The organism is Streptomyces lucensis JCM 4490, from assembly GCF_014650035.1.
GTDB lineage: Bacteria > Actinomycetota > Actinomycetes > Streptomycetales > Streptomycetaceae > Streptomyces > Streptomyces lucensis.
The window spans coordinates 496,667-520,411 of the sequence record NZ_BMUE01000002.1; the positions used below are offsets into that span (position 1 = coordinate 496,667).

The following is a 23,745-nucleotide window of genomic DNA, read 5'->3' on the forward strand; positions in this document are numbered from 1 at the left end:
CGCATGTCTCCGCAGATCGTGGTCGGCGCGATCGCGCTGGTCGTCGTCGCCTGGCTCGCCGCCTGCGCGGAGGCGGGCCTGGCCCGCGTCTCCAGCTTCCGGGCCGAGGAGGCCGTCAAGTCCGGCCGGCGCGGCAGCGCCAGGCTCGCCCAGGTCGCCGCGGACCCGACCCGCTACCTCAACGTGGCCCTGCTGGTCCGCGTCGCCTGCGAGATGGCCGCCGCGGCCATGGTGACGTACGCCTGCCTGCAGGAGTTCGACGCCACCTGGCAGGCGCTGCTCGTCGCCATCGGCGTGATGGTCCTCGTGTCGTACGTCGCCGTCGGCGTCTCCCCGCGCACCATCGGCCGCCAGCACCCGCTGAACACGGCGACGGCGGCCGCGTACGTGCTGCTGCCGCTGGCCCGGATCATGGGCCCGATCCCGTCGCTGCTGATCCTCATCGGCAACGCGCTCACCCCCGGCAAGGGCTTCCGCCGCGGCCCGTTCGCCTCCGAGGCGGAGCTGCGCGCGCTGGTCGACCTCGCCGAGCAGGAGTCCCTGATCGAGGACGAGGAGCGCCGCATGGTGCACTCGGTGTTCGAGCTGGGGGACACCCTCGTGCGCGAGGTCATGGTGCCGCGCACCGACCTCGTCGTCATCGAGCGGTACAAGACCATCCGGCAGGCCCTCACCCTCGCCCTGCGCTCCGGCTTCTCCCGCATCCCGGTCACCGGGGAGAGCGAGGACGACATCGTCGGGATCGTCTACCTCAAGGACCTGGTCCGCAAGACGCACATCAGCCGCGACGCCGAGAACGACCTGGTGTCCACGGCCATGCGCCCGGCCGTCTTCGTGCCCGACACCAAGAACGCCGGCGACCTGCTGCGCGAGATGCAGAAGGAACGCAACCACGTCGCCGTCGTCATCGACGAGTACGGCGGCACCGCCGGCATCGTCACCATCGAGGACATCCTGGAGGAGATCGTCGGCGAGATCACCGACGAGTACGACCGGGAACTCCCGCCGGTCGAGGACCTCGGCGACGACCGCCACCGGGTCACCGCGCGCCTGGACATCACCGACCTCGGCGAGCTGTACGGCCTGGAGGAGTACGACGACGAGGACGTGGAGACCGTCGGCGGACTGCTCGCCAAGGCCCTGGGCCGCGTGCCCATCGCCGGCGCCTCCGCGCAGGTCGAACTGCCCGACGGACGCAGGCTGAGGCTGACGGCGGAGGCGGCGGCCGGCCGCCGGAACAAGATCGTCACGGTACTGGTGGAACCGGTCCCCGTGGCCGTCGCCGAGGAGGAGCGGGCCGAATGACCCCGAAGGAGCTGCGCGCCTTCTGCCTGTCCTTCAACGCGGCCGTGGAGGACTTCCCGTTCAACCCGGAGACGTCCGTCTTCAAGGTGCTGGGGAAGATGTTCGCCCTCACGGCCCTGGACGCGCGGCCCCTGACGGTCAACCTCAAGTGCGACCCGGACGACGCCGCCCGGCTCCGGGCCGACCACGAGGGACTGGTCGTGCCCGGCTGGCACATGAACAAGCGGCACTGGAACACCGTCACGGTGGACGGCGGCCTGCCGGACCGGCTCGTGAAGGAGCTGATCGAGGACTCGTACGACCTCGTCGTCGCCGGGCTGCCGAGGGCGGAGCGGCTGCGCCTGGACCGGCCGTAGCAGCCGTGAACCCGTTGCCGGGACAGGCCCGCCTCCGGTGGGACACCGGTGCATGAGGCGGCTGGAAGGTTCTTCGACCGGGCCGTCCTCGCCGGCCGCGCCAACGCCCCCGACAGCCCCACCCTCACCCAGCACGAGGCCGTCCTCGACGCGCTCGGCCCGCTGGGCGCGCCGATCGCCGCCGGGATCGAGTGCGGGCACGTGGCGCCCTACCTGCCCCTGGTCAACGGCGCGCGCGGCCGCGTGGTGCACACGGCCGCGCGGAGCGCGATCGTTCAGACCCTGGACTGACCCCGGCGCAGGCCCAGTGCGACCAGGACGGCGGTGGCGAGGACGATCGCCGCGTCCAGCGCGAGGACCGTGCGGACGCCCGGCAGCAGGGGGCCGGAGGTGGTGGCCAGCACGCCGAGCAGCGGGATGCCCACCGTGATGCCGACCTGCTGGGTGGAGGTCACCAGGCCGGTCGCCAGGCCCTGCTCCTCGTCCGGGACGCCCGAGGTGACGGTCAGGCCGTAGGAGATGATCGCGCCCAGGTGGCACATGCTCGCCAGGGACACGGCGGCCGTGGCGAGCCAGACCGACCAGGAGTGGGCGTCCAGCAGCACCAGCGGTGCGACCAGCGCGCCCTGCCCGGCCAGCGAGCCGGCCAGGGTGCGGCGGGCGCCGAAGCGGCCGATGACCTTCGGGGCCGCCGTGCCGGCGACGACCGACAGCACGCCCTGGACGCCGAAGACCAGGCCCGTCTCGAAGGCCGACAGGCGCAGGATCTCCTGGAGGTAGAGCGTCAGGACGAAGACCACCGTCGACATCATCGAGAAGGTGACCAGACCGCCCAGGTTGCCCCACGCCACCGTGCGGCGGCGCAGCATGGGCAGCGACACCAGGGGGGCCGCCGAGCGGGACTCCACCACCGTGAACGCGGCCAGCAGCAGGAGGCCGGCGACGAGCGCGGTGAGGACGTCGGCGCGGCCGAAGCCGTGGTCGGCGGCCGTGGACAGGGCGTAGATCAGCGACAGCAGGCCGGCGGTGACGGTGACCGCGCCGGGCACGTCCAGCCGGGGGCGGTGCGGGGTGCGGGACTCCGGCAGCAGGCCCGGCGCCAGCGGCAGCACGACCAGCGCGAACACCGTGAGCAGGGCCATCGTGGAGCGCCAGCCGAGCGCGTCCGTCAGCACACCGCCGGCCACCATGCCGACCGTGAAGCCCAGCGACAGCAGGGTGCCGGAGATGCCGAGCGCACGGTCGCGGGCCGGGCCCTCCGGGAAGGTGGTGGTCAGCAGGGACATGCCCGTCGGGACGATCGCCGCGGCGCCGAGGCCCTGCAGGGCGCGCCCGGCGAGGAAGGACGCCGGGTCCCAGGCCAGCGTCGCGAGCAGCGAGGCCGCGCCGAACAGGGTCAGGCCGGCCAGGAACAGCCTGCGGCGGCCGTACAGGTCGCCGATGCGGCCGAACAGCAGCAGGAAGCCGCCGGAGGGCAGCGCGAACGCGGTGACCGCCCACTGCAGGGCGGAGCGGCTCATGCCGAGGTCGTCACCGAGCTTCGGCAGGGCCACGTTGAGCACGGAGAAGTCCAGCGCGACCATGAACTGGGCCGCGCACAGCACGAAGAGGACGAGCCGGTCACGCGTCGACAGCCGGGGGGCGCCGGGCAGTTCGTCCGCGAGGGCGGTGGGTGGGGTGGTGGTGTCGATCGCCATGCCCCGAGCTTCGGGCGCGCGGAATACGGGTGGGGAGTCGGAACTTATGGTGGTGGTGGCACCACCAGACACGACGGGGGAGGCGGTACGTGGCTGCTGCGCAGGCGGTGACGAGTCAACGGCGCAACGAACTGCGGGAGTTCCTGATGAGCCGGCGGGCCCGGGTCAGCCCCGAGGAGGCCGGCCTGCCGGGCGGCGGGGGCCGGCGCCGCACGCCCGGGCTGCGCCGCGAGGAGGTCGCCGTGCTCGCCGGGGTGGGCGCCTCCTGGTACCAGTGGCTGGAACAGGGCCGGGACATCTCCGTCTCCCCGCAGGTCCTCGACGCCGTCGCCCGGGTGCTCCGGCTCAGCGACGCCGAGCGCCGGCACCTGTACCTGCTGGCCGGAATGAACCCGCCCGCGCCCCAGGTGGCTCCGGATAAGCGGGACATGTGCGACGGGCTGCGGCGGCTGATCGACACCTGGATGCCGTACCCGGCCCACATCATGGACCTGTACTACAACTGCGTGATGTACAACGACGCGGCGGCGATCGTGCTCGGCATGCGGCCGGACATCACCCAGAACTGCCTCGTCGACTTCTTCGTCGACCCGCTGTACCGCTCGCGCAGCCACAGCTGGGAGCGGAACGCGCGGACGGTCGTGGCACAGTTCCGGGCCGCGTGCGCGGCCCGGCCGGACGACGAGGGGTTCCGGGCGGTGCTCGCCGAAGTGTCCGCGCGCAGCCCCGAGTTCGTGGCGCTGTGGGCCGAGCGGGACATCGAGGACCAGGGGCAGGTCCGCAAGGAGCTGGAACACCCGCTGGTCGGGCTGCTGGCGGTGGAGTCCACGGTGATGAAGGTGCCGGCCCGGCCCGATCTCATGATCGTGCTGCACACGCCGCTGGACGAGGCGAACACCGCGGCGAAGCTGGAGTGGCTGGCCTCCCCGGAGGGGCGGCGCGGCGCCATGTACCCCGTGGCGGGGTGAGCCTGCCGTGGCTCCGTATGCTCGGGGCATGACCGAGAGCAACGCGCTGGACGCCGAGGACCGCAAGATCGTCACCCTGGCCCGCTCGGTGCGGGCCCGCAACGGTGTACCCGAGGGGGCGGCCGTACGGGACGAGACGGGACGCACCTACACCGCCGGGTCGGTGGAGCTGGCCTCGCTGAAGCTGAGCGCGCTGCGGACCGCCGTCGCCATGGCCGTCGCGTCGGGCGCCACGTCCCTGGAGGCGGCGGCGGTGGTGAGCGACGCGGAGTCGGTGCCGGCGGAGGACCTGGCCGCCGTCGCGGACCTCGGTGGCGCGGGGACGCCGGTGCTGCTCGCCGGCGCCGACGGCACCGTGCGGCTCACCGTCTCCGCGGGCTGATCCGCGGAGGGGACGGGGCGGCGCCGGTCAGAGCGCGTCGGGGCCGCGCTCGCCGGTGCGCACCCGCACGACCGTCTCCACCGGGACGGCCCACACCTTCCCGTCCCCGATCTTCCCCGTCTGCGCGGCCCTGACGATCGCGTCGATCACGTCCTCCGCCACCGCGTCCTCCACCACGACCTCGATGCGCGCCTTCGGCACCAGGTCGACCCGGTACTCGGCGCCCCGGTACACCTCGGTGTGGCCGCGCTGCCGGCCGTAGCCGCTCGCCTCGGTGACGGTCAGACCGTGCACGCCCAGCTCCTGCAGGGCCGTCTTGACCTCGTCGAGGCGGAACGGCTTGACGATCGCGGTGATGAGCTTCATGCCTGCGTCTTGACCTTCTGGGCGGTGGGGAGGGCGGAGTGCGAGACCGGGGCGCCGTGGCCCAGGACTCCGTGATCGTAGGCCGTCTCGGCGTGCACCGTAAGGTCCAGGCCGGTGTGCTCCTGCTCCTCGCCGGCGCGGAAGCCCAGGGCCCTGTCGATCAGCTTCCCGAGGCCGTACGTCACCGTGAAGGCGTACGCCGCCACGACCACCACGGCGAGGAGCTGCTTGCCGAGCGGGGCGAGTCCGCCGCCGTAGAGCAGGCCCTCCGTGCCGCCGGTCATCGCCTTCTCGGCGAACAGGCCGATCAGCAGGGTGCCGATGACGCCGCCGACCAGGTGGACGCCGACGACGTCGAGGGAGTCGTCGTAGTTCAGCCGGAACTTCCAGCCGACCGCGTAGGAGCAGACGACACCGGCGGCGAGGCCGACGGCCAGCGCGCCGAGCAGGGACACCGTGCCGCAGGACGGGGTGATCGCGACCAGGCCGGCCACCGCGCCGGAGGCCGCGCCCAGGGTGGTCGGGTGGCCGTCGCGCTTCTGCTCGACGAAGAGCCAGCCGAGCAGGCCGGTGCAGCCGGCGGCGAGGGTGTTGAGGAACGCGGCGGCGGCGAGGCCGTTCGCGCCGAGCGCGGAGCCCGCGTTGAATCCGAACCAGCCGAACCAGAGCAGACCGGCGCCGAGGACCACCATGGGCAGGTTGTGCGGCCGCATGGCGTCCTTCTTGAATCCCAGGCGGGGGCCGAGCACCAGGCACAGGGCGAGTCCGGAGGCGCCGGAGGTGATCTCGACGGGCAGACCGCCGGCGAAGTCGAGGGCGCCGAGCCGGTCCACGATCCAGCCGCCCGGGCCCCATACCCAGTGGGTGACCGGGACGTATACGAGCAGGGTCCACACCGGGACGAAGACCAGCCAGGCCGAGAAGCTGGTCCGGTCGGCGACGGCACCGCTGATCAGCGCGGCCGTGACGATCGCGAAGGTCAGCTGGAAGGTGGCGAAGAGCAGGGTGGGGACCGAGCCGTGCACGCTCGCCGGGCCGAGGCCGCTCATCCCGGAGTGGCCCAGGCCGCCGATGAGCCCGGCGAACGCGTCGTCCCCGAAGGCGAGCGAGTAGCCGGCCGCCAGCCACACCACCGTGACCAGGGCGATCGACACGAAGCTCATCATCAGCATGTTGAGGACGCTCTTGGCGCGGACCATGCCGCCGTAGAAGAGGGCCAGACCCGGGGTCATCAGCAGGACGAGGGCGGTGGCGGCGAGCAGCCAGGCGGTGTCACCGGTGTTCACATGGGCTGCGGCGAGGGTCACGGGCGTCTCCAGCGGTGTGGGGGCTCGTCAGAGGTTCACCGGTACGGGTTTCCGGTCGCGTACGGGTGTGTTTCCGTGACGTTTCGTTGCGGGCGGGTTTCCGGAAGCTCACGCGGAGGGACGGTGGCCGCCGCCGGTGCGGCGCGGCTTCGTGGATCAGGGACAATGGTCGCCATGAGCGTTCGTACCCAGTCATCCGAACAGCCGGCCGAGTCCGCCCACCGCGCCGGCTTCGCCTGCTTCGTGGGCCGTCCCAACGCGGGCAAGTCCACCCTCACGAACGCTCTGGTCGGGCAGAAGGTGGCGATCACCGCCAACCAGCCGCAGACGACGCGGCACACGGTGCGCGGCATCGTGCACCGCCCGGACGCGCAGCTGATCCTGGTGGACACCCCGGGGCTGCACAAGCCGCGCACGCTGCTCGGCGAGCGGCTCAACGACGTCGTCCGCACGACGTGGGCCGAGGTCGACGTGATCGGCTTCTGCCTGCCGGCGAACGAGAAGATCGGTCCGGGCGACCGCTTCATCGCCAAGGAGCTGGCCGGGATCAGGAAGACCCCGAAGATCGCCATCGTCACCAAGACCGACCTGGTGGACTCCAAGACCCTCGCCGAGCAGCTGATCGCGATCGACCAGCTGGGCAAGGAGCTGGGCTTCGAGTGGGCGCAGATCGTGCCGGTGTCGGCGGTCGGCGACAAGCAGGTGGGCCTGCTGGCCGACCTGCTCGTCCCGCTGCTGCCGGAGGGCCCGGCGCTCTACCCCGAGGGCGACCTCACCGACGAGCCCGAGCAGGTCATGATCGCGGAACTCATCCGCGAGGCGGCTCTGGAGGGCGTCCGCGACGAGCTGCCGCACTCCATCGCCGTGGTCGTGGAGGAGATGCTCCCGCGCGAGGACCGCCCGGCGGACCGGCCGCTGCTGGACATCCACGCCAACGTCTACATCGAGCGCCCGAGCCAGAAGGGCATCATCATCGGCCCCAAGGGCAAGCGCCTGAAGGAGGTCGGCATCAAGTCCCGCAAGCACATCGAGGCGCTGCTGGGCACGCCCGTCTTCCTGGACCTGCACGTCAAGGTCGCGAAGGACTGGCAGCGGGACCCGAAGCAGCTGCGGCGGCTCGGCTTCTGACCGCGGGGCGGGCGGGGACCGCCGCGGGGCCGCCCCCGAGGACTCATCCCTGGGACCGCAGCACTTCCCGGAACCAGTGGTACGACGCCTTCGGCGTCCGCTCCAGCGTCGCGAAGTCCACGTGCACCAGGCCGAAGCGGCGCGCGTAGCCCTCGGCCCACTCGAAGTTGTCCATCAGGGACCACACGAAGTAGCCGCGCACGTCCACCCCGGCCCTGAGCGCGGCGTGCAGGGCGCGGAGGTGGGCGTCCAGGTAGGCGATGCGGTCGTGGTCGTCGGTGCCCGCGTAGGAGCAGCCGTTCTCGGTGATCACGACCGGGGGGAGCCGGTCGCCGTAGCGTTCGCGGAAGCCGCACAGCAGCTCGGTCAGCCCCTCCGGCACGACCGGCCAGCCGAAGTCCGTCACGGGCCGGCCCTCGATGTCCCGCACCGAGAAGGGCAGTCCGGGGGGCAGCGTCAGACCGCCGTACTCGGTGTCCCCGCCCACGGGCGCCCCCACCCGGGCCGGCGCGTAGTAGTTGACGCCGTACCAGTCGACGGGCTCGGCGATGACGGCGAGGTCCGCCGCCACGTCCCCGGGCATCAGCTCGTCCATGCCGTCGGGATACCGGCCCAGGATGACCGGCTCGGCGAACAGGCGGTTGAGGAGCAGGTCGTAGAAGTCCGCGGCCTCCCGGTCGGCCGGCTCCCCGGAGGCGGGCCAGGTCGGCCCGTGGGAGTTGGCGATGCCGATGTCCCGCGCCCCTGCCGCGCGCAGCGCCCGTACCGCGAGGCCGTGGGCGAGGAGCTGGTGGTGGGCCACCGGCAGGGCGTCGAAGAGCAGCTGCCTGCCGGGGGCGTGGGCGCCGAGCGCATGCCCGAACAGGGTGTGCTCCGCGGGCTCGTTGAGGGTGATCCACTTCGCCACCCGGTCGCCGAGCCGCTCGGCCACCACCGCCACGTGGTCGGCGAACCGGGCGGCCGTGTCCCGCCTGAGCCAGTCCAGCGTGGCGGGCAGGTCCCAGTGGAAGAGGGTGGGCACGGGCCGGACGCCCGCCGCGCACAGCTCGTCCACCAGACGGTCGTAGAAGTCCAGGCCGCCGTGGGAGTTGACCCGTGGCCAGGATATGGAGAAGCGGTACGCGTCCACGCCGAGGCCCGCGATGAGGGCCACGTCCTCCCGGTAGCGGTGGTAGTGGTCGCAGGCCACCGCGGCCGTCGAGCCGTCCTTCACCCGCCCCGGCTCGGCCGTGAACACGTCCCACACGGACGCCTCGCGCCGGTCGGCGGCGCCCTCGATCTGGTGCGCCGAGGTCGAGACGCCCCACAGAAAGCCGTCCGGGAAGCGCGGTATCGGATCGCTCGCGTCAGTGGCCATGCCGGGATCATCCGTACCGGCGGTAACCGAAGTCAACGCCCGGGAACGCAAACGACATTGAGGGTGAAGATCCATATGATCAACGGATGATCGAAGGCAAGCTCGTACGACTCCGCGCCCTGCGCCCCGAGGACCTGGACGCCCAGCTGCGCTGGCGCAACGACCCGGAGGTGGTGCACTGGGCCACCGGCGGCCAGCCCCGCTTCGGCCCCGTGACCCGCGAGGCGCTGGAGCGCTTCCACGAGGCGCGGCTCCTGGAGGACCCGCGCGACGGGGCCGTCCTCACCGTCGAGGAACGGGTCGACGGGCGCGTGATCGGCATGGCCGACTACCGGGACGCGGACCCGTTCACCGGCCGGGCCACCGTCGGCATCACCATCGGCGAGCGGGACCGGTGGGGCGGCGGCTACGGCACCGAGGCGCTGGCCCTGCTGCTGGACCACCTGTTCGGGGCCCGCAACCTGCGGCGGGTCGAGCTGGACACCTGGAGCGGCAACGAGCGCGCCATGAAGGCCTTCCGCCGCCTCGGCTTCGTCGAGGAGGGTCGGCGCCGCAAGGCCGTCCGGGTTGGCCGGGAGTGGTACGACGAGGTCCTCTACGGCCTCCTGCGCGAGGAGTGGGAGGGCGCCACGGCGCGCTAGGCCCCTTCCTTCAGCACTCTGGAGATCAACTCCCGCTGTTCCTCGGTCAGTCGGGGGTCGGCCGTGTGGACCGTGCTGCCGTCCACCGTGATCTCGTACTGGAAGCCGTCCGGTACACCCGCCGCAGGGGTCGCCCGGCCGGACGCGAGGACGCGTTCGGCCAGGCACCGCAACTCGTCGGCGTCGGGCCGGCCCGCGGTGTCCACCTCGGCCCGGCGCTCGATGCCCGCGAACCCGCCCGTGCGCCGTACTCGAATACGCATGGGTCCCTGTCTAGTACGGAACTACAGCGTCCGCACCCCCACCTGTTCCCACGCCTTCTTCACGGCCTGGAGTTCGTCACCGGCGCCGTACCGCTCCCGGGCCGCCTTCACGGTCAGCGTCGCGAAGTCGGTGAACAGCGCGTCCTCCGTGAGGCCGCCGCCCGTCAGCACGTCGTACCAGATCTGGCCGGCCTTCTCCCAGGCGTAGCCGCCGAGGGCGGTGGCGGCCAGGTAGAAGGCGTGGTTCGGGATGCCGGAGTTGATGTGCACGCCGCCGTTGTCGCGGCCCGTGCGGACGTAGTCCTCCATCTTGGCCGGCTGCGGGTCCTTGCCGAGCACGTCGTCGTCGTAGGCCGTGCCCGGCGCCTTCATGGAGCGCAGGGCGGTGCCGGTGACGCGCGGGGCGAGCAGGCCGGCGCCGATCAGCCAGTCGGCCTCGGCGGCGGTCTGGCCGAGCGTGTACTGCTTGATCAGCGAGCCGAAGACGTCGGAGACCGACTCGTTGAGGGCGCCGGACTGGCCGAAGTAGGCCAGGTTGGCGGTGTGCTGGGTGACGCCGTGGGTCAGCTCGTGGCCGATGACGTCGACCGGGATGGTGAAGTCGAGGAAGATCTCGTCGTCACCGTCGCCGAACACCATCTGCTCGCCGTTCCAGAAGGCGTTGTCGTAGCCCTCGCCGAAGTGCACGGTGGCGTCCAGCGGCAGCCCGTTGTCGTCGATGGAGTGCCGGCCGTACGCCTTCAGGTACAGCTCGAAGGTGGCGCCGAGGCCCGCGTAGGCCCGGTTGACGCTGGCGTCCTGCCCGGCGTCGTCACCCTCTTCCCGCACCTTGGTGCCGGGCAGGTCCTGGGTGTGCTCCGCGTCGTAGACGGTGCGGTGCGGCTGGTCGGCGGCGGCGCCGGCGGGCGGGGCCACGGCGGCCGCGCCGATCACCGTCGTCAGGCGCCGCTTGGTCCGCTGGTAGGCGTCGTGCTCCAGGGACCGGCGGGCGGGTCCGGAGAGGGCGGGGTCCTCGGCCCGGGCGAGCCGGTCGAGGACGTGCGGCGGCACGATCGTGCAGAAGACGGGCTGGGAGCCCCCGTTGGTCGTCATGCCTCGCACCATCGCACTGCGTGACTCTCGTGTCACTACTCGCAACCATGATTGGTGAAATACCGGGACAGCAGGCGCCACGCAGCGTGACGATGTGCTAGGAGGATGTGGTGCAGCGCACGTTTTGTCCATTTTGCGACACCGGTCCCGCATACTGGAACGGACCCCCTCGACCGTGACGACTCGGCTAGGCTGCGGAGCATCATGCGTTACGGGCTGCTTCTTCTTAGCTGCCGCGGCGAGGGCCTGTAGTCGAGGCCGACCCCCTCCCCGCGGAGCTTGGCGTTGCGTCGTCGGCCGTCCTTCCGGTCATCCAGAGGAGCCTTACGCATCATGGCGAACCGCCAGCAGCCCACCTCCATGCCGATCCACAAGTACGGCCGCTACGAGCAGGTCGACATCCCGGACCGCACCTGGCCCGGCAGGCGTGTCACGACCGCCCCCCGCTGGCTCTCCACCGACCTGCGCGACGGCAACCAGGCCCTGATCGACCCGATGTCGCCCGAGCGCAAGCGCCGCATGTTCGACCAGCTGGTCAAGATGGGCTACAAGGAGATCGAGGTCGGCTTCCCCGCGTCCGGCCAGACCGACTTCGACTTCGTGCGCTCGATCATCGAGGAAGAGGGCGCGATCCCCGAGGACGTGACGATCTCCGTCCTCACCCAGGCCCGCGAGGACCTGATCGAGCGGACGGTCGAGTCCCTGAAGGGCGCCCGCCGGGCCACCGTCCACCTGTACAACGCGACGGCTCCGGTGTTCCGCCGGGTCGTCTTCCGCGGCTCCAAGGACGACATCAAGCAGATCGCCGTCGACGGCACCCGTCTGGTGATGGAGTACGCCGAGAAGCTGCTGGGCCCGGAGACGGAGTTCGGCTACCAGTACTCCCCGGAGATCTTCACCGACACCGAGCTGGACTTCGCGCTGGAGGTCTGCGAGGCGGTCATGGACGTCTACCAGCCCGGGCCGGGCCGCGAGATCATCCTCAACCTGCCCGCCACGGTGGAGCGTTCGACCCCCTCCACGCACGCCGACCGGTTCGAGTGGATGCACCGCAACCTGTCCCGCCGCGAGTACGTCTGCCTGTCCGTCCACCCGCACAACGACCGCGGCACGGCCGTGGCGGCGGCCGAGCTGGCCCTGATGGCCGGCGCCGACCGCGTCGAGGGCTGCCTGTTCGGCCAGGGCGAGCGCACCGGCAACGTCGACCTGGTCACCCTGGGCATGAACCTGTTCTCCCAGGGCGTCGACCCGCAGATCGACTTCTCCGACATCGACGAGATCCGTCGCACGTGGGAGTACTGCAACCAGATGGAGGTCCACCCGCGCCACCCGTACGTGGGCGACCTGGTCTACACGTCCTTCTCCGGCTCCCACCAGGACGCCATCAAGAAGGGCTTCGACGCCATGGAGGCCGACGCGGCGGCCAGGGGCGTCACGGTCGACGACATCGAGTGGGCGGTGCCGTACCTGCCGATCGACCCCAAGGACGTCGGCCGCTCCTACGAGGCGGTCATCCGGGTCAACTCCCAGTCCGGCAAGGGCGGCGTCTCCTACGTCCTGAAGAACGACCACAAGCTGGACCTGCCGCGCCGCATGCAGATCGAGTTCTCCAGGATCATCCAGGCGAAGACCGACGCCGAGGGCGGCGAGATCACGCCGAAGGACATCTGGGCGGTCTTCCAGGACGAGTACCTGCCGAACCCCGGCAACCCGTGGGGCCGCATCCAGGTCAGGACCGGCCAGTCGACCACCGACACCGACGGCGTGGACACCCTCACCGTCGAGGCGACGGTCGACGGCGAGGACACCGTCCTGACCGGTTCCGGCAACGGACCGATCTCGGCCTTCTTCGACGCCCTGCAGTCCATCGGCGTCGACGTACGCCTGCTGGACTACCAGGAGCACACGATGAGCGAGGGCGCCTCCGCGCAGGCCGCCTCCTACATCGAATGCGCGATCGACGGCAAGGTCCTGTGGGGAATCGGCATCGACGCGAACACGACGCGTGCGTCGCTGAAGGCGGTCGTCTCCGCCGTCAACCGCGCCGCCCGCTGACGCCGCTGACCGGCACTTTCGACGCCCTGACCGCCATGTACGGCGGTCAGGGCACCGTCATGTATCGGCCATCGCACCCCGAAGATCACGGACAGGTCTCGTACGGGGTACTGACTCAGCCTCCGGGATGTGGCTAACATCACGCCAGCGCGGCGATGCCGCCGTGCCGTTACGGAGGTGCGACGTGCTGCCAGTACGGGGACGAGACGACCGTGCCACCTGGGCTGCGCGCATCCTGGGCACTCGCATCGCCTGGACACCCGTGGGAGACGGCGAGTTCTTCTGCACCGGCTGCGGGGGCGACCGCAACTACCAGCGGCTCACCGGGCGCCGCCGCCTCACCGTGCTCGGCGTCCCCGTGCTGCCGCGCGGGGCGACCGGACCCGTCGTGGAGTGCGTCTCCTGCCGCCGGCACTGCGGCACCGACGCCCTGGACCACCCCACCACCCGCCGCTTCTCCGCGATGCTGCGCGACGCCGTGCACACCGCCGCCCTCGCCGTGCTCGCCGCGGGCGGCACCTGCTCCCGTACGGTCCTGGAGACGGCCGCCGGCACGGTCCGCGCGGCGGGCTTCGACGACTGCACCGAGGAGCAGCTGGCCGACCTGGTCGACGCCCTCGCCGCCGACACCGGCCGGTTCTTCGAGCAGCCGTGCGGCGCGAGCCTGACGATAGAACTGCACGAGGCCCTGGACCCGCTCGCCCCGCACCTCGCCCCCGCCGGCCGCGAGGCCCTCCTCCTCCAGGCCGCCCGCATCGCCCTGGCCGACGGCCCCTACACCCCCGCCGAGCGCGACGCCCTCACCACGATCGGCGCCGCCCTGACCCTCCACGCCGACGACGTCACCCGCCTGCTGGCGGCGGCACGGACACCGTCCTGATCACCCGGACGCGGTAAGGACGCCCCGGAGGATCCGGGGACCGTCAGGGCGTGCCCCCGCCGAGCCGCCGTCTCCTCGTCACCCTGCCTCTCCTCGCCCCGGACGTGCCGATGGGCGGACGGTGGCGTACCGGGCGGGCGGAGTCCGACCGGTGGGTGAGGGCGCAAGGAGAGGGCTCAGAGCAGTCCGGTCGCCGCCAGCAGCTTGGCGATCCGCTCCGTCTCCTCGCCCGACAGGGGCACCTGCGGCTCGGCCGTCGCCGGGCAGTCGATGACGCCGCGCAGGTGCAGTGCCGCCTTGAAGGCGCCGAGGGCCGCGGAGCCGGGGCCCATGCGAGCCGGGTCGGCGGCGGTGGTGATGGCGAAGAGGGCGCACAGGCGGTCCTGTTCGGCCCGGGCGGCCTCCCAGTCGGCCGCCCGGCACTGGCGGTAGAGGCGGACGTAGCCGTGCGGGTCGACGTTCGCCAGGCCCGGGACCGCCCCGTCGGCGCCCAGCGCCAGCGCCGCGTCGGTGATCAGTTCGGAGCCCGTCAGCGTGCTGAAGCCGGGGTGCGAGCGGGCGCCGGTGACCAGCTCACGGAAGGCGGCCAGGTCCCCGCTGGAGTCCTTGACCCCGGCCAGCACGCCGTCCCCGGCGAGCCCCAGCACCAGGTCGGCGGGGAGCTTGGTGTGCACGGCCACGGGGATGTCGTAGGCGACGACCGGCACCGGGCTGGCGGCCGCGATCCGGCGGTAGTGGTGGACGATCTCCGCGCGGTGGGTGCGGGCGTAGAAGGGAGCGGTGACGACGACGGCCTGGGCGCCGGCCGCGGTGACGGACGCGACGTGGTCCAGGACGCGCGGGGTGGTCATGTCGATGGCGCCCGCGAGGACGGGCAGCTGGCCCCCCACGTGCGCCGTCACCGCCTCCACGACCTGCCGGCGCTGCCGGTCCGTCAGGAAGGCGGCCTCCGAGGTCGACCCGAGCAGGAACAGCCCGTGCACCCCTGCCTCCACCAGATGGCCGGTCAGCCGGAGCAGCGAGCGCACGTCCACCTCGCGCTCCGGTGTCAGGGGCGTGCAGACGGGCGGTACGACACCGGTGAGCGGGGAGGGGAAGGTCATTCGTGGCTCCTGGCGTGCTGGTCTGAGGTGTCCGGGGCCGGCTGGTCCTCCTCCACAGGATGGTGACAGCGGTAGCGGTGTCCCGGCAGCGACGCGGCCGAGAAGTCCGGCATCGACTCGGCGCACCGGCCGTCGGCCTTCCAGCAGCGGGTACGGAAGGGGCAGCCGCTCGGCGGGCGGGTCGCCGACGGCACGGGACCGGCGAGCGGGACCGGGTCGATGGGGGCGAGCAGACCGGGCGTGGCGGAGAAGAGCGCGCGGGTGTACGGGTGCCGGGCGCCGCCGGTGACCCGGCCGGCCGGGGTCTCCTCCACGATCCGCCCCAGGTACATGGTGACCACCCGGTCGCTCATCCGCCGTACCGTCTGGATGTCGTGCGAGACGAACACCAGCGCGAGCCCCAGCCGTTCCCTCAGGTCCAGCAGCAGGTTCAGGATCTGCGCCCGGACCGACACGTCCAGGGCGCTCGTCGGCTCGTCGGCGACCACCAGCGCGGGGTCCAGGGCGAGCGCGCGGGCGATGGCCACCCGTTGGCGCTGCCCGCCCGACAGCTGTCCGGGCAGCGCGTCGGCCAGGGGCCGCGGAAGCCCCACCAGAGCCATCAGCTCCCGCACCCGCTCCTCCCGTTCGGGCTTCGTGCCGCGCCGGTGGACGTCGAGCGGGTCGCGCAGGATGCGCCGCACGGGCAGCCGGCGGTTCAGGGCGGTCGACGGGTCCTGGAAGATCATCCCGGTGCCGGCGCCCGCGACGCTCCGGCGCTCGGCGGACGGCATCGCCCACAGGTCCCGGCCCTGGAACGACACCGTCCCCGCGGCCGGCCGCTGGATGCCGGTCAGCACCCTCGCCAGGGTCGACTTCCCGCACCCCGACTCGCCGACCACGCCCACCGTCTCACCGGGCGCCACGCGGAGGTCGGCGCCGGTCAGGGCGTACAGCCGGTCCCGGGTGAACAGGCCGCCGCCGCGCACCCGGTGGACGACATGGGCGCCCCTGACCTCCACCACAGCGGTCACCGCAGGGCCTCCTCGCTCTCCGCCGACGTCGGCCGCACCGCCGGATGGTGGCAGGCGACCGTGTGTGTGGGGGCACCGGCCAGGGCCGGGGCGTGCGCGTGGCACACCGCGGTGGCCAGTGGGCAGCGGTCCGCGAAGCGGCAGCCCGCCGGGAAGCCGGCGGGGGACGGGACCACGCCCCTGATCTGCGTCAGCCGCTCCTCGGCCGACTCCAGCGAGAGCACGCTCCCGAGCAGCCCGCGCGTGTAGTGGTGGGCCGGCGCCGCCACCAGGTCGGCGGTCAGCCCGGTCTCCACGATCCGCCCGCCGTACATCACCGCCACCCGGTCCGTGACGTCGGCGACCAGCGCCAGGTCGTGCGAGACCAGGACCAGCGCGAAGCCCAGCTCCTCGCGCAGCCGGAGCAGCAGCTCCATGACCTGCGCCTGCACGGTGACGTCCAGCGCCGTCGTCGGCTCGTCGGCGACGATCAGCGAAGGGTCGCGGGAGAGGGCCATGGCGATCAGCACCCGCTGGCGCTGGCCGCCGGACAGTTCGTGCGGGTAGCTGCGCAGCGTGCGGCCGGGCTCCAGCCCGACCATCGACAGCAGTTCCCCGGGGCCGCGCCGCCCTCCGCGCCGGACGAGCTGCCCGAGCTGGGCCCGGACGGTCATGGCCGGGTTCAGCGAGGACAGGGCGTCCTGGTAGACCATCGCCATCTCGTGGCCGAGCAGCCGCCGCCGCACGCGCATCGGCTCGGCGAGCAGATCGCGCTGCCGGAAGAGGACCCGGCCGCCGACGCGCGCACCCTTCGGCTGCAGCCCCATGACGGTGAGCGCGGTGAGCGACTTCCCGCAGCCCGACTCGCCGACCAGCCCCAGCACTTCACCGGGGTACACCTCGAAGCCGACGCCGTCGACGACGTCAACGCCCCGGTGCCGGTCCGGGAAGCCGATGGTGAGGTCCTCCACCGCGAGCACCGGCCGGCCGTCCCGTCCGGGCAGCGGCCGGGCCCGGGAACGCAGCCGCCGGGCGGCCTCGGCCAGCCCGGGCAGCGGCAGCACCTCGCCGCTGCCGGGCTCCGGGGTCCGCAGCGGGTCCCCGGGCGCCTCGACCTCCCGCGGCGCCGGCGCCGCCCACGCGTCGGAGACGCCCTCGGAGAGGACGTTCAGCGACAGCACCGTGAGCAGGATCAGCAGCCCCGGGAACACGGTCGCCCACCAGCCGCCGGTCAGCACCATGTTCTTGCCGTCGGCGATCACGCTGCCCCAGGACGGCTCCGGGGGCCGCACGCCCGCGCCGATGAAGGACAGCGACGCCTCGAACACGACGGCCTCGGCGACCTGCACGGTGCAGAACACCAGTACCGGGGCGGCACAGTTGACGGCCACGTGCCGCAGCACGATGTGCGGGGTGCGGGCGCCGATGACCCGCTCGGCGGTGACGTAGTCCTCGCCGTACTGGTCGAGCACGTTCGCCCGTACGACCCGGGCCACCGGCGGGGTGAACAGGAAGGCGATCGCGCAGATCAGCACGCCGATCCCGCCGCCGAACACGGCCACCAGCACGGCCGCGAGCGCGATGCCCGGAAACGCCATCACCACGTCCAGGCAGCGCATCAGCGTCTCGTCGACACCCTTGCGGGAGGTGGCGGCCACCGCCCCGATCACCGCCCCGGCGACCAGCGCGAGGCCGGTCGCGCCGAGCCCGATCGCCAGCGACCAGCGGGCGCCGTACATCAGCCGGCTGAGGACGTCCCGGCCGAGGCTGTCCTGCCCCATCCAGTGCGCGGCGGACGGACGACCGGTCCCGCCGACCGGGTCCTGCTGGTCGAGCGGGTCGTCCGGGGCGAGCAGCGGGGCCAGTACGGCGACCAGGGCGACCAGGGCCAGGAAGCAGACGGCGACCTTCGACGGCAGCGGCAGCCGGCGCGGGCCGCGCCGCCGGACCCCGGGCCGGGCAAGCCGCTCGGCGAGCAGCGCGCGCGTGACCATCAGGCACCCCGCAGACGTGGGTTGACCAGCAGATACAGAACGTCGATGACGAGGTTGACGACGACGAACCCGGTGGCCGTGGTCAGGACGACCCCCTGCACGACGGCCGGGTCGCCGTTCTTCACGGCGTCGATCATCAGCTTGCCCATGCCGGGCAGCGAGAAGATCGTCTCGATGACGACGGCGCCGCCGAGCAGGTAGCCGACCCGCAGACCGAGCACGGTCAGGGGATTGACCAGGGCGTTCCTGAGGACGTTCCGCCCGACGACCACCCGGGGCGGCAGCCCGCCGCCGATCGCGGTGCGCACGTAGTCCTTGTCCAGCTCCTCCACCACCGACGTCCGCACGATCCGCGTCAGCTGGGCGGCGACCGGCAGGGAGAGCGCGAAGGCGGGCAGCGCCATCGTCCTCAGCCAGCCGGTGACGGAGTCGGCGGGATTGACGTACCCGCCGGTCGGGAACCACCCGCGCTCCACCGCCAGGTACTGGATCATCAGCAGCGCCAGCCAGAACCCGGGCGCGGCGACCCCGACCAGCGACACCACCCGGATCACCTGGTCCGGCAGCCGGTCCCGGTACACGGCCGCCGTCACCCCGCCGGCCAGCGCCAGCACCACCGCGACACCGAGGCCCAGGAAGGTCAGCTGGAGGGTGAGCGGCAGCGCGGTGGTGACCTGGTCGACGACCGGGGCGCGGGTCAGGGCGCTGGTGCCGAGGTCGCCGTGGAGCAGGTCGCCGACGAAGTGGACGTACCGCACGGGCAGCGGGTCCAGCAGCCCGTTGCGCTCCCGGAAGTCGTGCAGCTGCCGGGGCGTCGGGTTGGCGCCCTGGAAGAACGCGGACGCCGGGTCCACGTCCGAGAAACGCATCACCAGGAACACGAACAGCACGATCCCGAGCAGCAGCGGCACGAGCAGGGCGACACGGCGCAGCAGGATCCGTAGGACGGCCGTCATCCCGTCAGACCCACCTGGCCTGCAGCAGGTTGATGCCCGGGTAGGGCTGCGCCCTTATGCCGGTGAGCCTGTCCGGGTCCCAGGCGGTCATCAGCTCGTTGTGCACCACCGGATACAGCACGGCCTGCTCGGCGACGACGTCGATGTAGTCCTGGACCATGGCCCGCTTCTTCGCGGGGTCCGGTTCCCGGGTCGCCCGGTCCATGTCCTTGAAGAGCCGCTCGGCGACAGGGTGGCCGGCCCACCGGGTGTACCGCATCCACAGGTTCCCGGGGCCGTAGTTGTAGTGCATGATCAGGTCGGCGTCGAGCCCGAACTGATTGGGGTTGGAGGCCGCCGCCACCACCTGGTAGTCCTGCTTCTGGTCCATCTTGGTGAACACGGCCGTGGTCTCCTGCGGCGCCAGCGTCGTCTCCACGCCGATCGCGTCCCAGGAGGACTTGATGGTGGGCAGGCAGTCGACGATCCAGCTCACGTTCACGGCCAGGAGCTCGACCTTGAGCCCCTTGACCCCGGCGGCCCGCAGCAGCGCCTTCGCCCGGTCGGGGTCGTGGCCGTAGACGGTCCTGGCCCGCCGGTGACCGGGGTTGCCCTCGTCGAGGAAGGAAGTCGCGGGCCTGCCGTGCCCCTTGAGGGCGACACGCACCATCTTCTCGCGGTCGACGGCGTAGTGCAGCGCCTGCCGCACCCGGACGTCGTCGAACGGCTCGTGCCTGGTGTTGAACATCAGGAACAGGTTGTTCATCCCGGCGCCGCCCGCGACCTTCAGCCCGCCCTGCTCCAGGCGCGCGACGTTCGCGTAGGGGATGTTGTCGGCGATCTGCGCGCCGGCGCCGCTCCCGGAGATCTTCGCGACGCGCGGGGCCGCGTCCACGATGGTCAGCCAGTTCATCCGCCGGAACGCGGCCTTGCGCGGGCCGTTGTAGGCGGCGAAGGCCTCGAAGGTGGTGTTGGACTTCGGGTGGTGCGCGACCTGCCGGTACGGCCCCGAACCCACGGCGAGGCCCCTGATCGCCTCGTCCCAGGCGCCCGGCTTCGAGAAGACGTGCTCCGGCATGACCTTGGCCAGGGTGAGCCGCGAGAGCCCGTCGGGGAAGGGGAACCTGAGCGTCAGCTCCACGGTGCGCGGGCCGACCTTCCTGACGCCCTCCAGCCAGCTCGCGAAGAAGCCCTTGGCGAGGGTCTGGGTGCCCGGGTCCAGGATCCGGTCGAAGACGAACACGACGTCGTCGGCCCTGACGGGCCTGCCGTCGTGGAAGGTGGCCCCCTCGCGGAGGGTGAAGCGCCAGCTGGTGGCGTTCGGGTCCTTCGGCACCTCGGTGGCCAGCGCCGGATACGGCGCCCGGGAGATCGGGTCGGTGTCCAGCAGCCCCTCGTAGACGTGGTTGTTGGCGGCCATCGCGAACGCCGACGCCGTCTGCGTCGGGTCCCAGCTGCCGTCGTTGCCGTACCCGATCACCGCCGTCAGCGTGCCGTCCTTGCCGCTGCCCCCGTCACCGGTGTCGTTCGTGGAGTCGGGCCCGGAGCAGGCGGCCAGCGCGGGCGGCACGAGGGCGCTCGCGCCGAGCACGCCGGTGTACTTGAGGAACTGCCGGCGGCGAGGTGCCGGCAGGTCGGGGCTCACGTCGTCGCGCACGGGTCCTCCAGCGGGTGGGAGAGGGAGGGGAGGGGGAGATGCGAGACATCCGACGTCCTACGTCCGGTGCCGGTAGCGCGACCATAGGAGGGGCCCCGGAAGCGGTCAAGACGGCCTGCACGAATGGCGGAGCCGCCAGAGGTGGGTACCAGTGGCGGCCCGGGGGCCGAGCGGTACCGCGGCGCCGGCGGACCACCCCACCCGCCGTCACCCCCATGGGCGAGAATGGGGGGCATGAGTCTGTTCCGCGACGACGGCATCGTGCTGCGCACCCAGAAGCTGGGCGAGGCGGACCGGATCATCACGCTGCTCACGCGCGGGCACGGACGGGTGCGGGCCGTGGCCCGGGGCGTGCGGCGCACCAAGTCGAAGTTCGGGGCGCGGCTGGAGCCCTTCTCCCACGTGGACGTGCAGTTCTTCGCGCGGGGCAGTGAGCTGGTCGGGCGGGGGCTGCCCCTGTGCACGCAGAGCGAGACGATCGCCCCCTACGGCGGCGGCATCGTCACCGACTACGCCCGCTACACCGCCGGCACGGCCATGCTGGAGACCGCCGAGCGGTTCACCGATCACGAGGGCGAGCCCGCGGTGCAGCAGTACCTGCTGCTCGTCGGCGCCCTGCGCACGCTCGCCCGGGGCGAGCACGCCCCGCACCTCGTGCTCGACGCCTTCCTCCTGCGCTCCCTCGCCGTCAACGGCTACGCCCCCAGCTTCGGCGACTGCGCGAAGTGCGGCATGCCCGGTCCGAACCGCTTCTTCTCGGTCTCCTCCGGCGGCTCCGTCTGCCCCGACTGCCGGGTCCCGGGCAGTGTCGTGCCGTCCCCGCAGACCCTGGTGCTGCTCGGGGCGCTGCTTACGGGAGACTGGGAGACGGCGGACGCGTGCGAGGCACGGTACGTCCGGGAGGGCAGCGGCCTGGTCTCCGCCTACCTGCACTGGCATCTGGAGCGGGGACTGCGCTCGCTCCGGTACGTCGAGAAGTCGTAGCCGCGGCCGCACACCGCAGACGAATCCGTAGATCGCAGAGGGAGACGAGAAGCAGATGGTGGTACGCGGGATCCTCGGGCGCCAGCGGCGCGAGTACACGGCGCCGACGCCACACCCGTCGGGCGCCCGTCCGCCGAAGCTCCCCCGCGAGCTGGTACCGAACCACGTGGCGATCGTCATGGACGGCAACGGCCGCTGGGCCAAGGAGCGCGGGCTGCCCCGCACGGAGGGGCACAAGGTCGGCGCCGAGCGGGTGCTGGACGTGCTGCAGGGCTCGATCGAGATGGGCGTCCGCAACATCTCCCTGTACGCCTTCTCCACCGAGAACTGGAAGCGCTCGCCCGACGAGGTGCGCTTCCTGATGAACTTCAACCGCGACTTCATCCGCAAGACCCGCGACCGGCTCGACGAGCTGGGCATCCGGGTGCGCTGGGTGGGACGCATGCCCAGGCTGTGGAAGTCGGTGGCGAAGGAACTGCAGGTCGCGCAGGAGCAGACCAAGGGCAACGACCTGCTCACCCTGTACTTCTGCATGAACTACGGCGGCCGGGCCGAGCTCGCCGACGCGGCGCAGCGGCTCGCCGAGGACGTGAAGGCGGGCCGGCTCGACCCGTCCAAGGTCAGCGAGAAGACCATCCAGAAGTACCTGTACTACCCGGACATGCCGGACGTGGACCTGTTCCTGCGCCCCAGCGGTGAGCAGCGCACCTCCAACTACCTGCTCTGGCAGAGCGCCTACGCCGAGATGGTCTTCCAGGACGTGCTGTGGCCCGACTTCGACCGCCGTGACCTGTGGCGGGCCTGCCTGGAGTTCGCCTCCCGCGACCGCCGCTTCGGCGGGGCGATCCCGAACGAGGAACTGCTGGCCATGGAGGGCACGCCGGACACCTGAGCCGGACGCCCCCGGTCACCCGGTGGCCACCGCCGGTTCACACGGGCCGCCGAGGATGCGGATCATGAGACGTCTCGCCCCTGTCCTCGCCCTCGGCGCGCTGCTCCTCACCTCGCTGCCCGCGCACGCCTCGGACGGCCCCGCCCACCGTGAGAGCTACGGCACCAAGGCGCCGTACGCTCCCGGGCAGAACCCGCACGCCTACCAGAAGGCCCCCGCCGGCTTCGTTCCCGTCTTCACCGAGAACGTCTCGCGGCACGGCTCCCGTGCGGCGAGCGACAGCGAGGACGGCGACCTCCTCCTCGCGCTGTGGGACAAGGCCGAGGCCGAGGGGCAGCTGACGCGCAGGGGCGCGGAGTTCGGGCCGAAGGTCCGCGCGCTGCAGGCCGCCATGGCGAGGACCGGCTACGGCAACCTGAGCGGGCGCGGCAAGCGGGAACTGAAGGACACGGCGGCGCGCCTGGAGCGGCGGCTGCCGTCCCTGTTCGCCACGATCGCCAGGACCGGCGAGAAGATCGACGTCGTCAGCTCGGGCCAGGGCCGGGCGGTGGAGAGCGCCGACGTGTTCGCGGGCACCCTCGCCGACGCCGACCCTGCGCTGCGGCCGCTGATCGGGCCGACCCGCACCGACAAGGACCTGCTCTACTTCCACAAGGCGGCGGGCGGCGCGGCCTACCGCGACTACATCGCGAACGACCAGCGCCTCAAGGACACCCTGAACGGCATCACGGACCAGCCCAGGACCGGGCGGGCGGCCCGCAGCGTGCTGCGCCGGATCTTCAAGGACGCCTTCGTCGAGCGGATCCCCGACCGGTTCGCCGCCGCCCAGGCCGTCTACAACCTGTACGCCATCGCCCCGGCCATGCGCGAGGAGAGCCCGGACGGTGCGGGCTGGGGCATGGAGCGCTACATCTCCCGCAGGGACGCGGCCTGGTTCGGCTACCTCGGCGACGCCGAGGACTTCTACGAGAAGGGCCCCGGCTTCGCCGGCAGCGACATCACCTACGAGATGGCGGGCGTCCTCCTGGACGACCTCTTCCAGCAGGTGGAGGCCAAACGCGCCGGCACCAGCGACCTCGGCGCCGAACTGCGCTTCACGCACGCCGAGGAGCTCGTCCCGCTCGCCGCGCTGATGGGCCTGCCCGGCAGCACGCGGCCCGCGACGCCGGGCAGCCCGTACACCTACTCCGGCAACCCCTGGCGCGGCGCCGACGTCTCCCCGCTGGGCGCGAACATCCAGTGGGACGTCTTCGAGAAGGACGGCCGCTACCTGGTCCGCATGCTCTACAACGAGAAGGAGACGCCCTTCAGGGCGGGCTGCCGCCCGATCAGCGCGAACAGCGCCTTCTACGACCTGGACGAGCTGGAGCGCTGCTTCGGGCGGGCCTGAG

General features: G+C 72.2%; 22 protein-coding genes and 1 pseudogene. 12 read left to right on the forward strand and 11 right to left on the reverse strand.

The window, feature by feature from the left end; all coding sequences use genetic code 11:
- Positions 1-3: 3 nt before the first annotated feature.
- The 3 genes and pseudogenes from IE177_RS06370 to IE177_RS06380 form a co-directional block, all read left to right on the forward strand.
- Positions 4-1,305, forward strand: coding sequence for a hemolysin family protein (locus tag IE177_RS06370; RefSeq protein WP_190013746.1), 1,302 nt, complete (start codon positions 4-6; stop codon positions 1,303-1,305).
- Positions 1,302-1,661: an MmcQ/YjbR family DNA-binding protein gene (locus IE177_RS06375; protein ID WP_190013747.1), complete on the forward strand. Its 360-nt coding sequence runs from the start codon at positions 1,302-1,304 to the stop codon at positions 1,659-1,661. Before IE177_RS06370 ends, IE177_RS06375 begins: the two co-directional genes overlap by 4 nt.
- Before the next feature lie 69 nt (positions 1,662-1,730).
- Positions 1,731-1,952: pseudogene (locus IE177_RS06380) on the forward strand (LD-carboxypeptidase); the annotation flags it as partial.
- On the opposite strand, the gene IE177_RS06385 reads toward IE177_RS06380, so the two are convergent.
- Complete coding sequence (locus IE177_RS06385) at positions 1,937-3,358, reverse strand: MFS transporter (protein ID WP_190013748.1); 1,422 nt, start codon at positions 3,356-3,358, stop codon at positions 1,937-1,939. The pseudogene IE177_RS06380 and the gene IE177_RS06385 sit on opposite strands and share 16 nt — an antisense overlap.
- Before the next feature lie 146 nt (positions 3,359-3,504).
- Here IE177_RS06385 and IE177_RS06390 point away from each other — a divergent pair, with 146 nt between their 5' ends.
- Together IE177_RS06390 and IE177_RS06395 are read left to right on the forward strand one after the other, a co-directional pair.
- The gene (locus IE177_RS06390) at positions 3,505-4,326 is read left to right on the forward strand and encodes a helix-turn-helix transcriptional regulator (protein ID WP_190014118.1); all 822 of its coding nucleotides are present in this window, start codon (positions 3,505-3,507) and stop codon (positions 4,324-4,326) included.
- 28 nt (positions 4,327-4,354) lie between these two features.
- Positions 4,355-4,708, forward strand: coding sequence for a cytidine deaminase (locus IE177_RS06395; RefSeq protein ID WP_190013749.1), 354 nt, complete (start codon positions 4,355-4,357; stop codon positions 4,706-4,708).
- A 27-nt stretch (positions 4,709-4,735) separates the two neighbouring features.
- Here IE177_RS06395 and IE177_RS06400 read toward each other — a convergent pair whose 3' ends face one another.
- Both IE177_RS06400 and IE177_RS06405 read right to left on the reverse strand, forming a co-directional pair.
- Complete coding sequence (locus tag IE177_RS06400) at positions 4,736-5,074, reverse strand: P-II family nitrogen regulator (RefSeq protein WP_190013750.1); 339 nt, start codon at positions 5,072-5,074, stop codon at positions 4,736-4,738.
- Complete coding sequence (locus IE177_RS06405; protein ID WP_190013751.1) at positions 5,071-6,381, reverse strand: ammonium transporter; 1,311 nt, start codon at positions 6,379-6,381, stop codon at positions 5,071-5,073. The genes IE177_RS06400 and IE177_RS06405 overlap by 4 nt, the downstream gene beginning before the upstream one ends.
- A 174-nt stretch (positions 6,382-6,555) precedes the next feature.
- Between IE177_RS06405 and era the strand changes: the two genes are divergently transcribed.
- Positions 6,556-7,509 (forward strand): GTPase Era, encoded by a 954-nt coding sequence (era, locus tag IE177_RS06410; RefSeq protein ID WP_190013752.1) that lies wholly within the window; start codon positions 6,556-6,558, stop codon positions 7,507-7,509.
- Between the two features lie 43 nt (positions 7,510-7,552).
- Here the strand turns inward: era and IE177_RS06415 are convergent, their stop codons facing one another.
- The gene (locus tag IE177_RS06415) at positions 7,553-8,866 is read right to left on the reverse strand and encodes a GH1 family beta-glucosidase (protein WP_190013753.1); all 1,314 of its coding nucleotides are present in this window, start codon (positions 8,864-8,866) and stop codon (positions 7,553-7,555) included.
- Between the two features lie 86 nt (positions 8,867-8,952).
- Between IE177_RS06415 and IE177_RS06420 the strand changes: the two genes are divergently transcribed.
- Positions 8,953-9,507 carry a GNAT family N-acetyltransferase gene (locus tag IE177_RS06420; RefSeq protein WP_190013754.1) on the forward strand — a complete coding sequence of 185 codons (555 nt, stop codon included), beginning with the start codon at positions 8,953-8,955 and terminating at the stop codon, positions 9,505-9,507.
- On the opposite strand, the gene IE177_RS06425 is transcribed toward IE177_RS06420, so the two are convergent.
- Both IE177_RS06425 and IE177_RS06430 read right to left on the reverse strand, forming a co-directional pair.
- A complete protein-coding gene (locus tag IE177_RS06425) occupies positions 9,504-9,770 on the reverse strand; it encodes a protealysin inhibitor emfourin (RefSeq protein ID WP_190013755.1) in 267 nt (88 codons plus the stop codon). The genes IE177_RS06420 and IE177_RS06425 overlap by 4 nt on opposite strands.
- Positions 9,771-9,791: 21 nt before the next feature.
- Complete coding sequence (locus IE177_RS06430) at positions 9,792-10,862, reverse strand: M4 family metallopeptidase (protein WP_190013756.1); 1,071 nt, start codon at positions 10,860-10,862, stop codon at positions 9,792-9,794.
- Positions 10,863-11,195: 333 nt separating this feature from the next.
- On the opposite strand from IE177_RS06430, the gene leuA reads away from it, so the two are divergent.
- Positions 11,196-12,917 carry a 2-isopropylmalate synthase gene (gene leuA, locus IE177_RS06435; protein WP_190013757.1) on the forward strand — a complete coding sequence of 574 codons (1,722 nt, stop codon included), beginning with the start codon at positions 11,196-11,198 and terminating at the stop codon, positions 12,915-12,917.
- A 184-nt stretch (positions 12,918-13,101) separates the two neighbouring features.
- Positions 13,102-13,797, forward strand: coding sequence for a TerB family tellurite resistance protein (locus IE177_RS06440; RefSeq protein WP_190013758.1), 696 nt, complete (start codon positions 13,102-13,104; stop codon positions 13,795-13,797).
- A gap of 176 nt (positions 13,798-13,973) precedes the next feature.
- Here IE177_RS06440 and IE177_RS06445 read toward each other — a convergent pair whose 3' ends face one another.
- Genes IE177_RS06445 through IE177_RS06465 form a run of 5 tightly spaced genes read right to left on the reverse strand, consistent with a single transcriptional unit; the run spans position 13,974 to position 20,478 of the window.
- Entirely contained in the window at positions 13,974-14,900 is a 927-nt protein-coding gene (locus IE177_RS06445) for a dihydrodipicolinate synthase family protein (RefSeq protein ID WP_190013759.1), read from the reverse strand.
- Positions 14,897-15,913 carry an ABC transporter ATP-binding protein gene (locus tag IE177_RS06450; protein WP_190013760.1) on the reverse strand — a complete coding sequence of 339 codons (1,017 nt, stop codon included), beginning with the start codon at positions 15,911-15,913 and terminating at the stop codon, positions 14,897-14,899. Before IE177_RS06450 ends, IE177_RS06445 begins: the two co-directional genes overlap by 4 nt.
- Complete coding sequence (locus IE177_RS06455) at positions 15,910-17,886, reverse strand: dipeptide/oligopeptide/nickel ABC transporter permease/ATP-binding protein (RefSeq protein WP_190013761.1); 1,977 nt, start codon at positions 17,884-17,886, stop codon at positions 15,910-15,912. Before IE177_RS06455 ends, IE177_RS06450 begins: the two co-directional genes overlap by 4 nt.
- Positions 17,886-18,842, reverse strand: coding sequence for an ABC transporter permease (locus IE177_RS06460; RefSeq protein WP_190013762.1), 957 nt, complete (start codon positions 18,840-18,842; stop codon positions 17,886-17,888). Before IE177_RS06460 ends, IE177_RS06455 begins: the two co-directional genes overlap by 1 nt.
- A gap of 4 nt (positions 18,843-18,846) precedes the next feature.
- On the reverse strand, positions 18,847-20,478 hold the full coding sequence (locus IE177_RS06465; RefSeq protein ID WP_190013763.1) for an ABC transporter substrate-binding protein: 1,632 nt from the start codon (positions 20,476-20,478) through the stop codon (positions 18,847-18,849).
- 234 nt (positions 20,479-20,712) lie between these two features.
- Between IE177_RS06465 and recO the strand changes: the two genes are divergently transcribed.
- From recO to IE177_RS06480, 3 genes are all read left to right on the forward strand, one after another.
- Positions 20,713-21,462 (forward strand): DNA repair protein RecO, encoded by a 750-nt coding sequence (gene recO / locus IE177_RS06470; protein ID WP_190013764.1) that lies wholly within the window; start codon positions 20,713-20,715, stop codon positions 21,460-21,462.
- A 55-nt stretch (positions 21,463-21,517) separates the two neighbouring features.
- Positions 21,518-22,354: an isoprenyl transferase gene (locus tag IE177_RS06475; RefSeq protein WP_190013765.1), complete on the forward strand. Its 837-nt coding sequence runs from the start codon at positions 21,518-21,520 to the stop codon at positions 22,352-22,354.
- A 64-nt stretch (positions 22,355-22,418) separates the two neighbouring features.
- Positions 22,419-23,744 carry a histidine-type phosphatase gene (locus IE177_RS06480; protein ID WP_190013766.1) on the forward strand — a complete coding sequence of 442 codons (1,326 nt, stop codon included), beginning with the start codon at positions 22,419-22,421 and terminating at the stop codon, positions 23,742-23,744.
- Position 23,745: the final 1 nt, after the last annotated feature.

Coding starts and splice junctions, on each gene's coding strand:
- IE177_RS06370 (WP_190013746.1), top strand. CDS start 4: ATGTCTCCGCAGATCGTGGTCGGCGCGATCGCGCTGGTCGTCGTCGCC.
- IE177_RS06375 (WP_190013747.1), top strand. CDS start 1,302: ATGACCCCGAAGGAGCTGCGCGCCTTCTGCCTGTCCTTCAACGCGGCC.
- IE177_RS06385 (WP_190013748.1), bottom strand. CDS start 3,358: ATGGCGATCGACACCACCACCCCACCCACCGCCCTCGCGGACGAACTG.
- IE177_RS06390 (WP_190014118.1), top strand. CDS start 3,505: ATGAGCCGGCGGGCCCGGGTCAGCCCCGAGGAGGCCGGCCTGCCGGGC.
- IE177_RS06395 (WP_190013749.1), top strand. CDS start 4,355: ATGACCGAGAGCAACGCGCTGGACGCCGAGGACCGCAAGATCGTCACC.
- IE177_RS06400 (WP_190013750.1), bottom strand. CDS start 5,074: ATGAAGCTCATCACCGCGATCGTCAAGCCGTTCCGCCTCGACGAGGTC.
- era (WP_190013752.1), top strand. CDS start 6,556: ATGAGCGTTCGTACCCAGTCATCCGAACAGCCGGCCGAGTCCGCCCAC.
- IE177_RS06415 (WP_190013753.1), bottom strand. CDS start 8,866: ATGGCCACTGACGCGAGCGATCCGATACCGCGCTTCCCGGACGGCTTT.
- IE177_RS06420 (WP_190013754.1), top strand. CDS start 8,953: ATGATCGAAGGCAAGCTCGTACGACTCCGCGCCCTGCGCCCCGAGGAC.
- IE177_RS06425 (WP_190013755.1), bottom strand. CDS start 9,770: ATGCGTATTCGAGTACGGCGCACGGGCGGGTTCGCGGGCATCGAGCGC.
- IE177_RS06430 (WP_190013756.1), bottom strand. CDS start 10,862: ATGACGACCAACGGGGGCTCCCAGCCCGTCTTCTGCACGATCGTGCCG.
- leuA (WP_190013757.1), top strand. CDS start 11,196: ATGGCGAACCGCCAGCAGCCCACCTCCATGCCGATCCACAAGTACGGC.
- IE177_RS06445 (WP_190013759.1), bottom strand. CDS start 14,900: ATGACCTTCCCCTCCCCGCTCACCGGTGTCGTACCGCCCGTCTGCACG.
- IE177_RS06455 (WP_190013761.1), bottom strand. CDS start 17,886: ATGGTCACGCGCGCGCTGCTCGCCGAGCGGCTTGCCCGGCCCGGGGTC.
- IE177_RS06460 (WP_190013762.1), bottom strand. CDS start 18,842: ATGACGGCCGTCCTACGGATCCTGCTGCGCCGTGTCGCCCTGCTCGTG.
- recO (WP_190013764.1), top strand. CDS start 20,713: ATGAGTCTGTTCCGCGACGACGGCATCGTGCTGCGCACCCAGAAGCTG.
- IE177_RS06475 (WP_190013765.1), top strand. CDS start 21,518: ATGGTGGTACGCGGGATCCTCGGGCGCCAGCGGCGCGAGTACACGGCG.
- IE177_RS06480 (WP_190013766.1), top strand. CDS start 22,419: ATGAGACGTCTCGCCCCTGTCCTCGCCCTCGGCGCGCTGCTCCTCACC.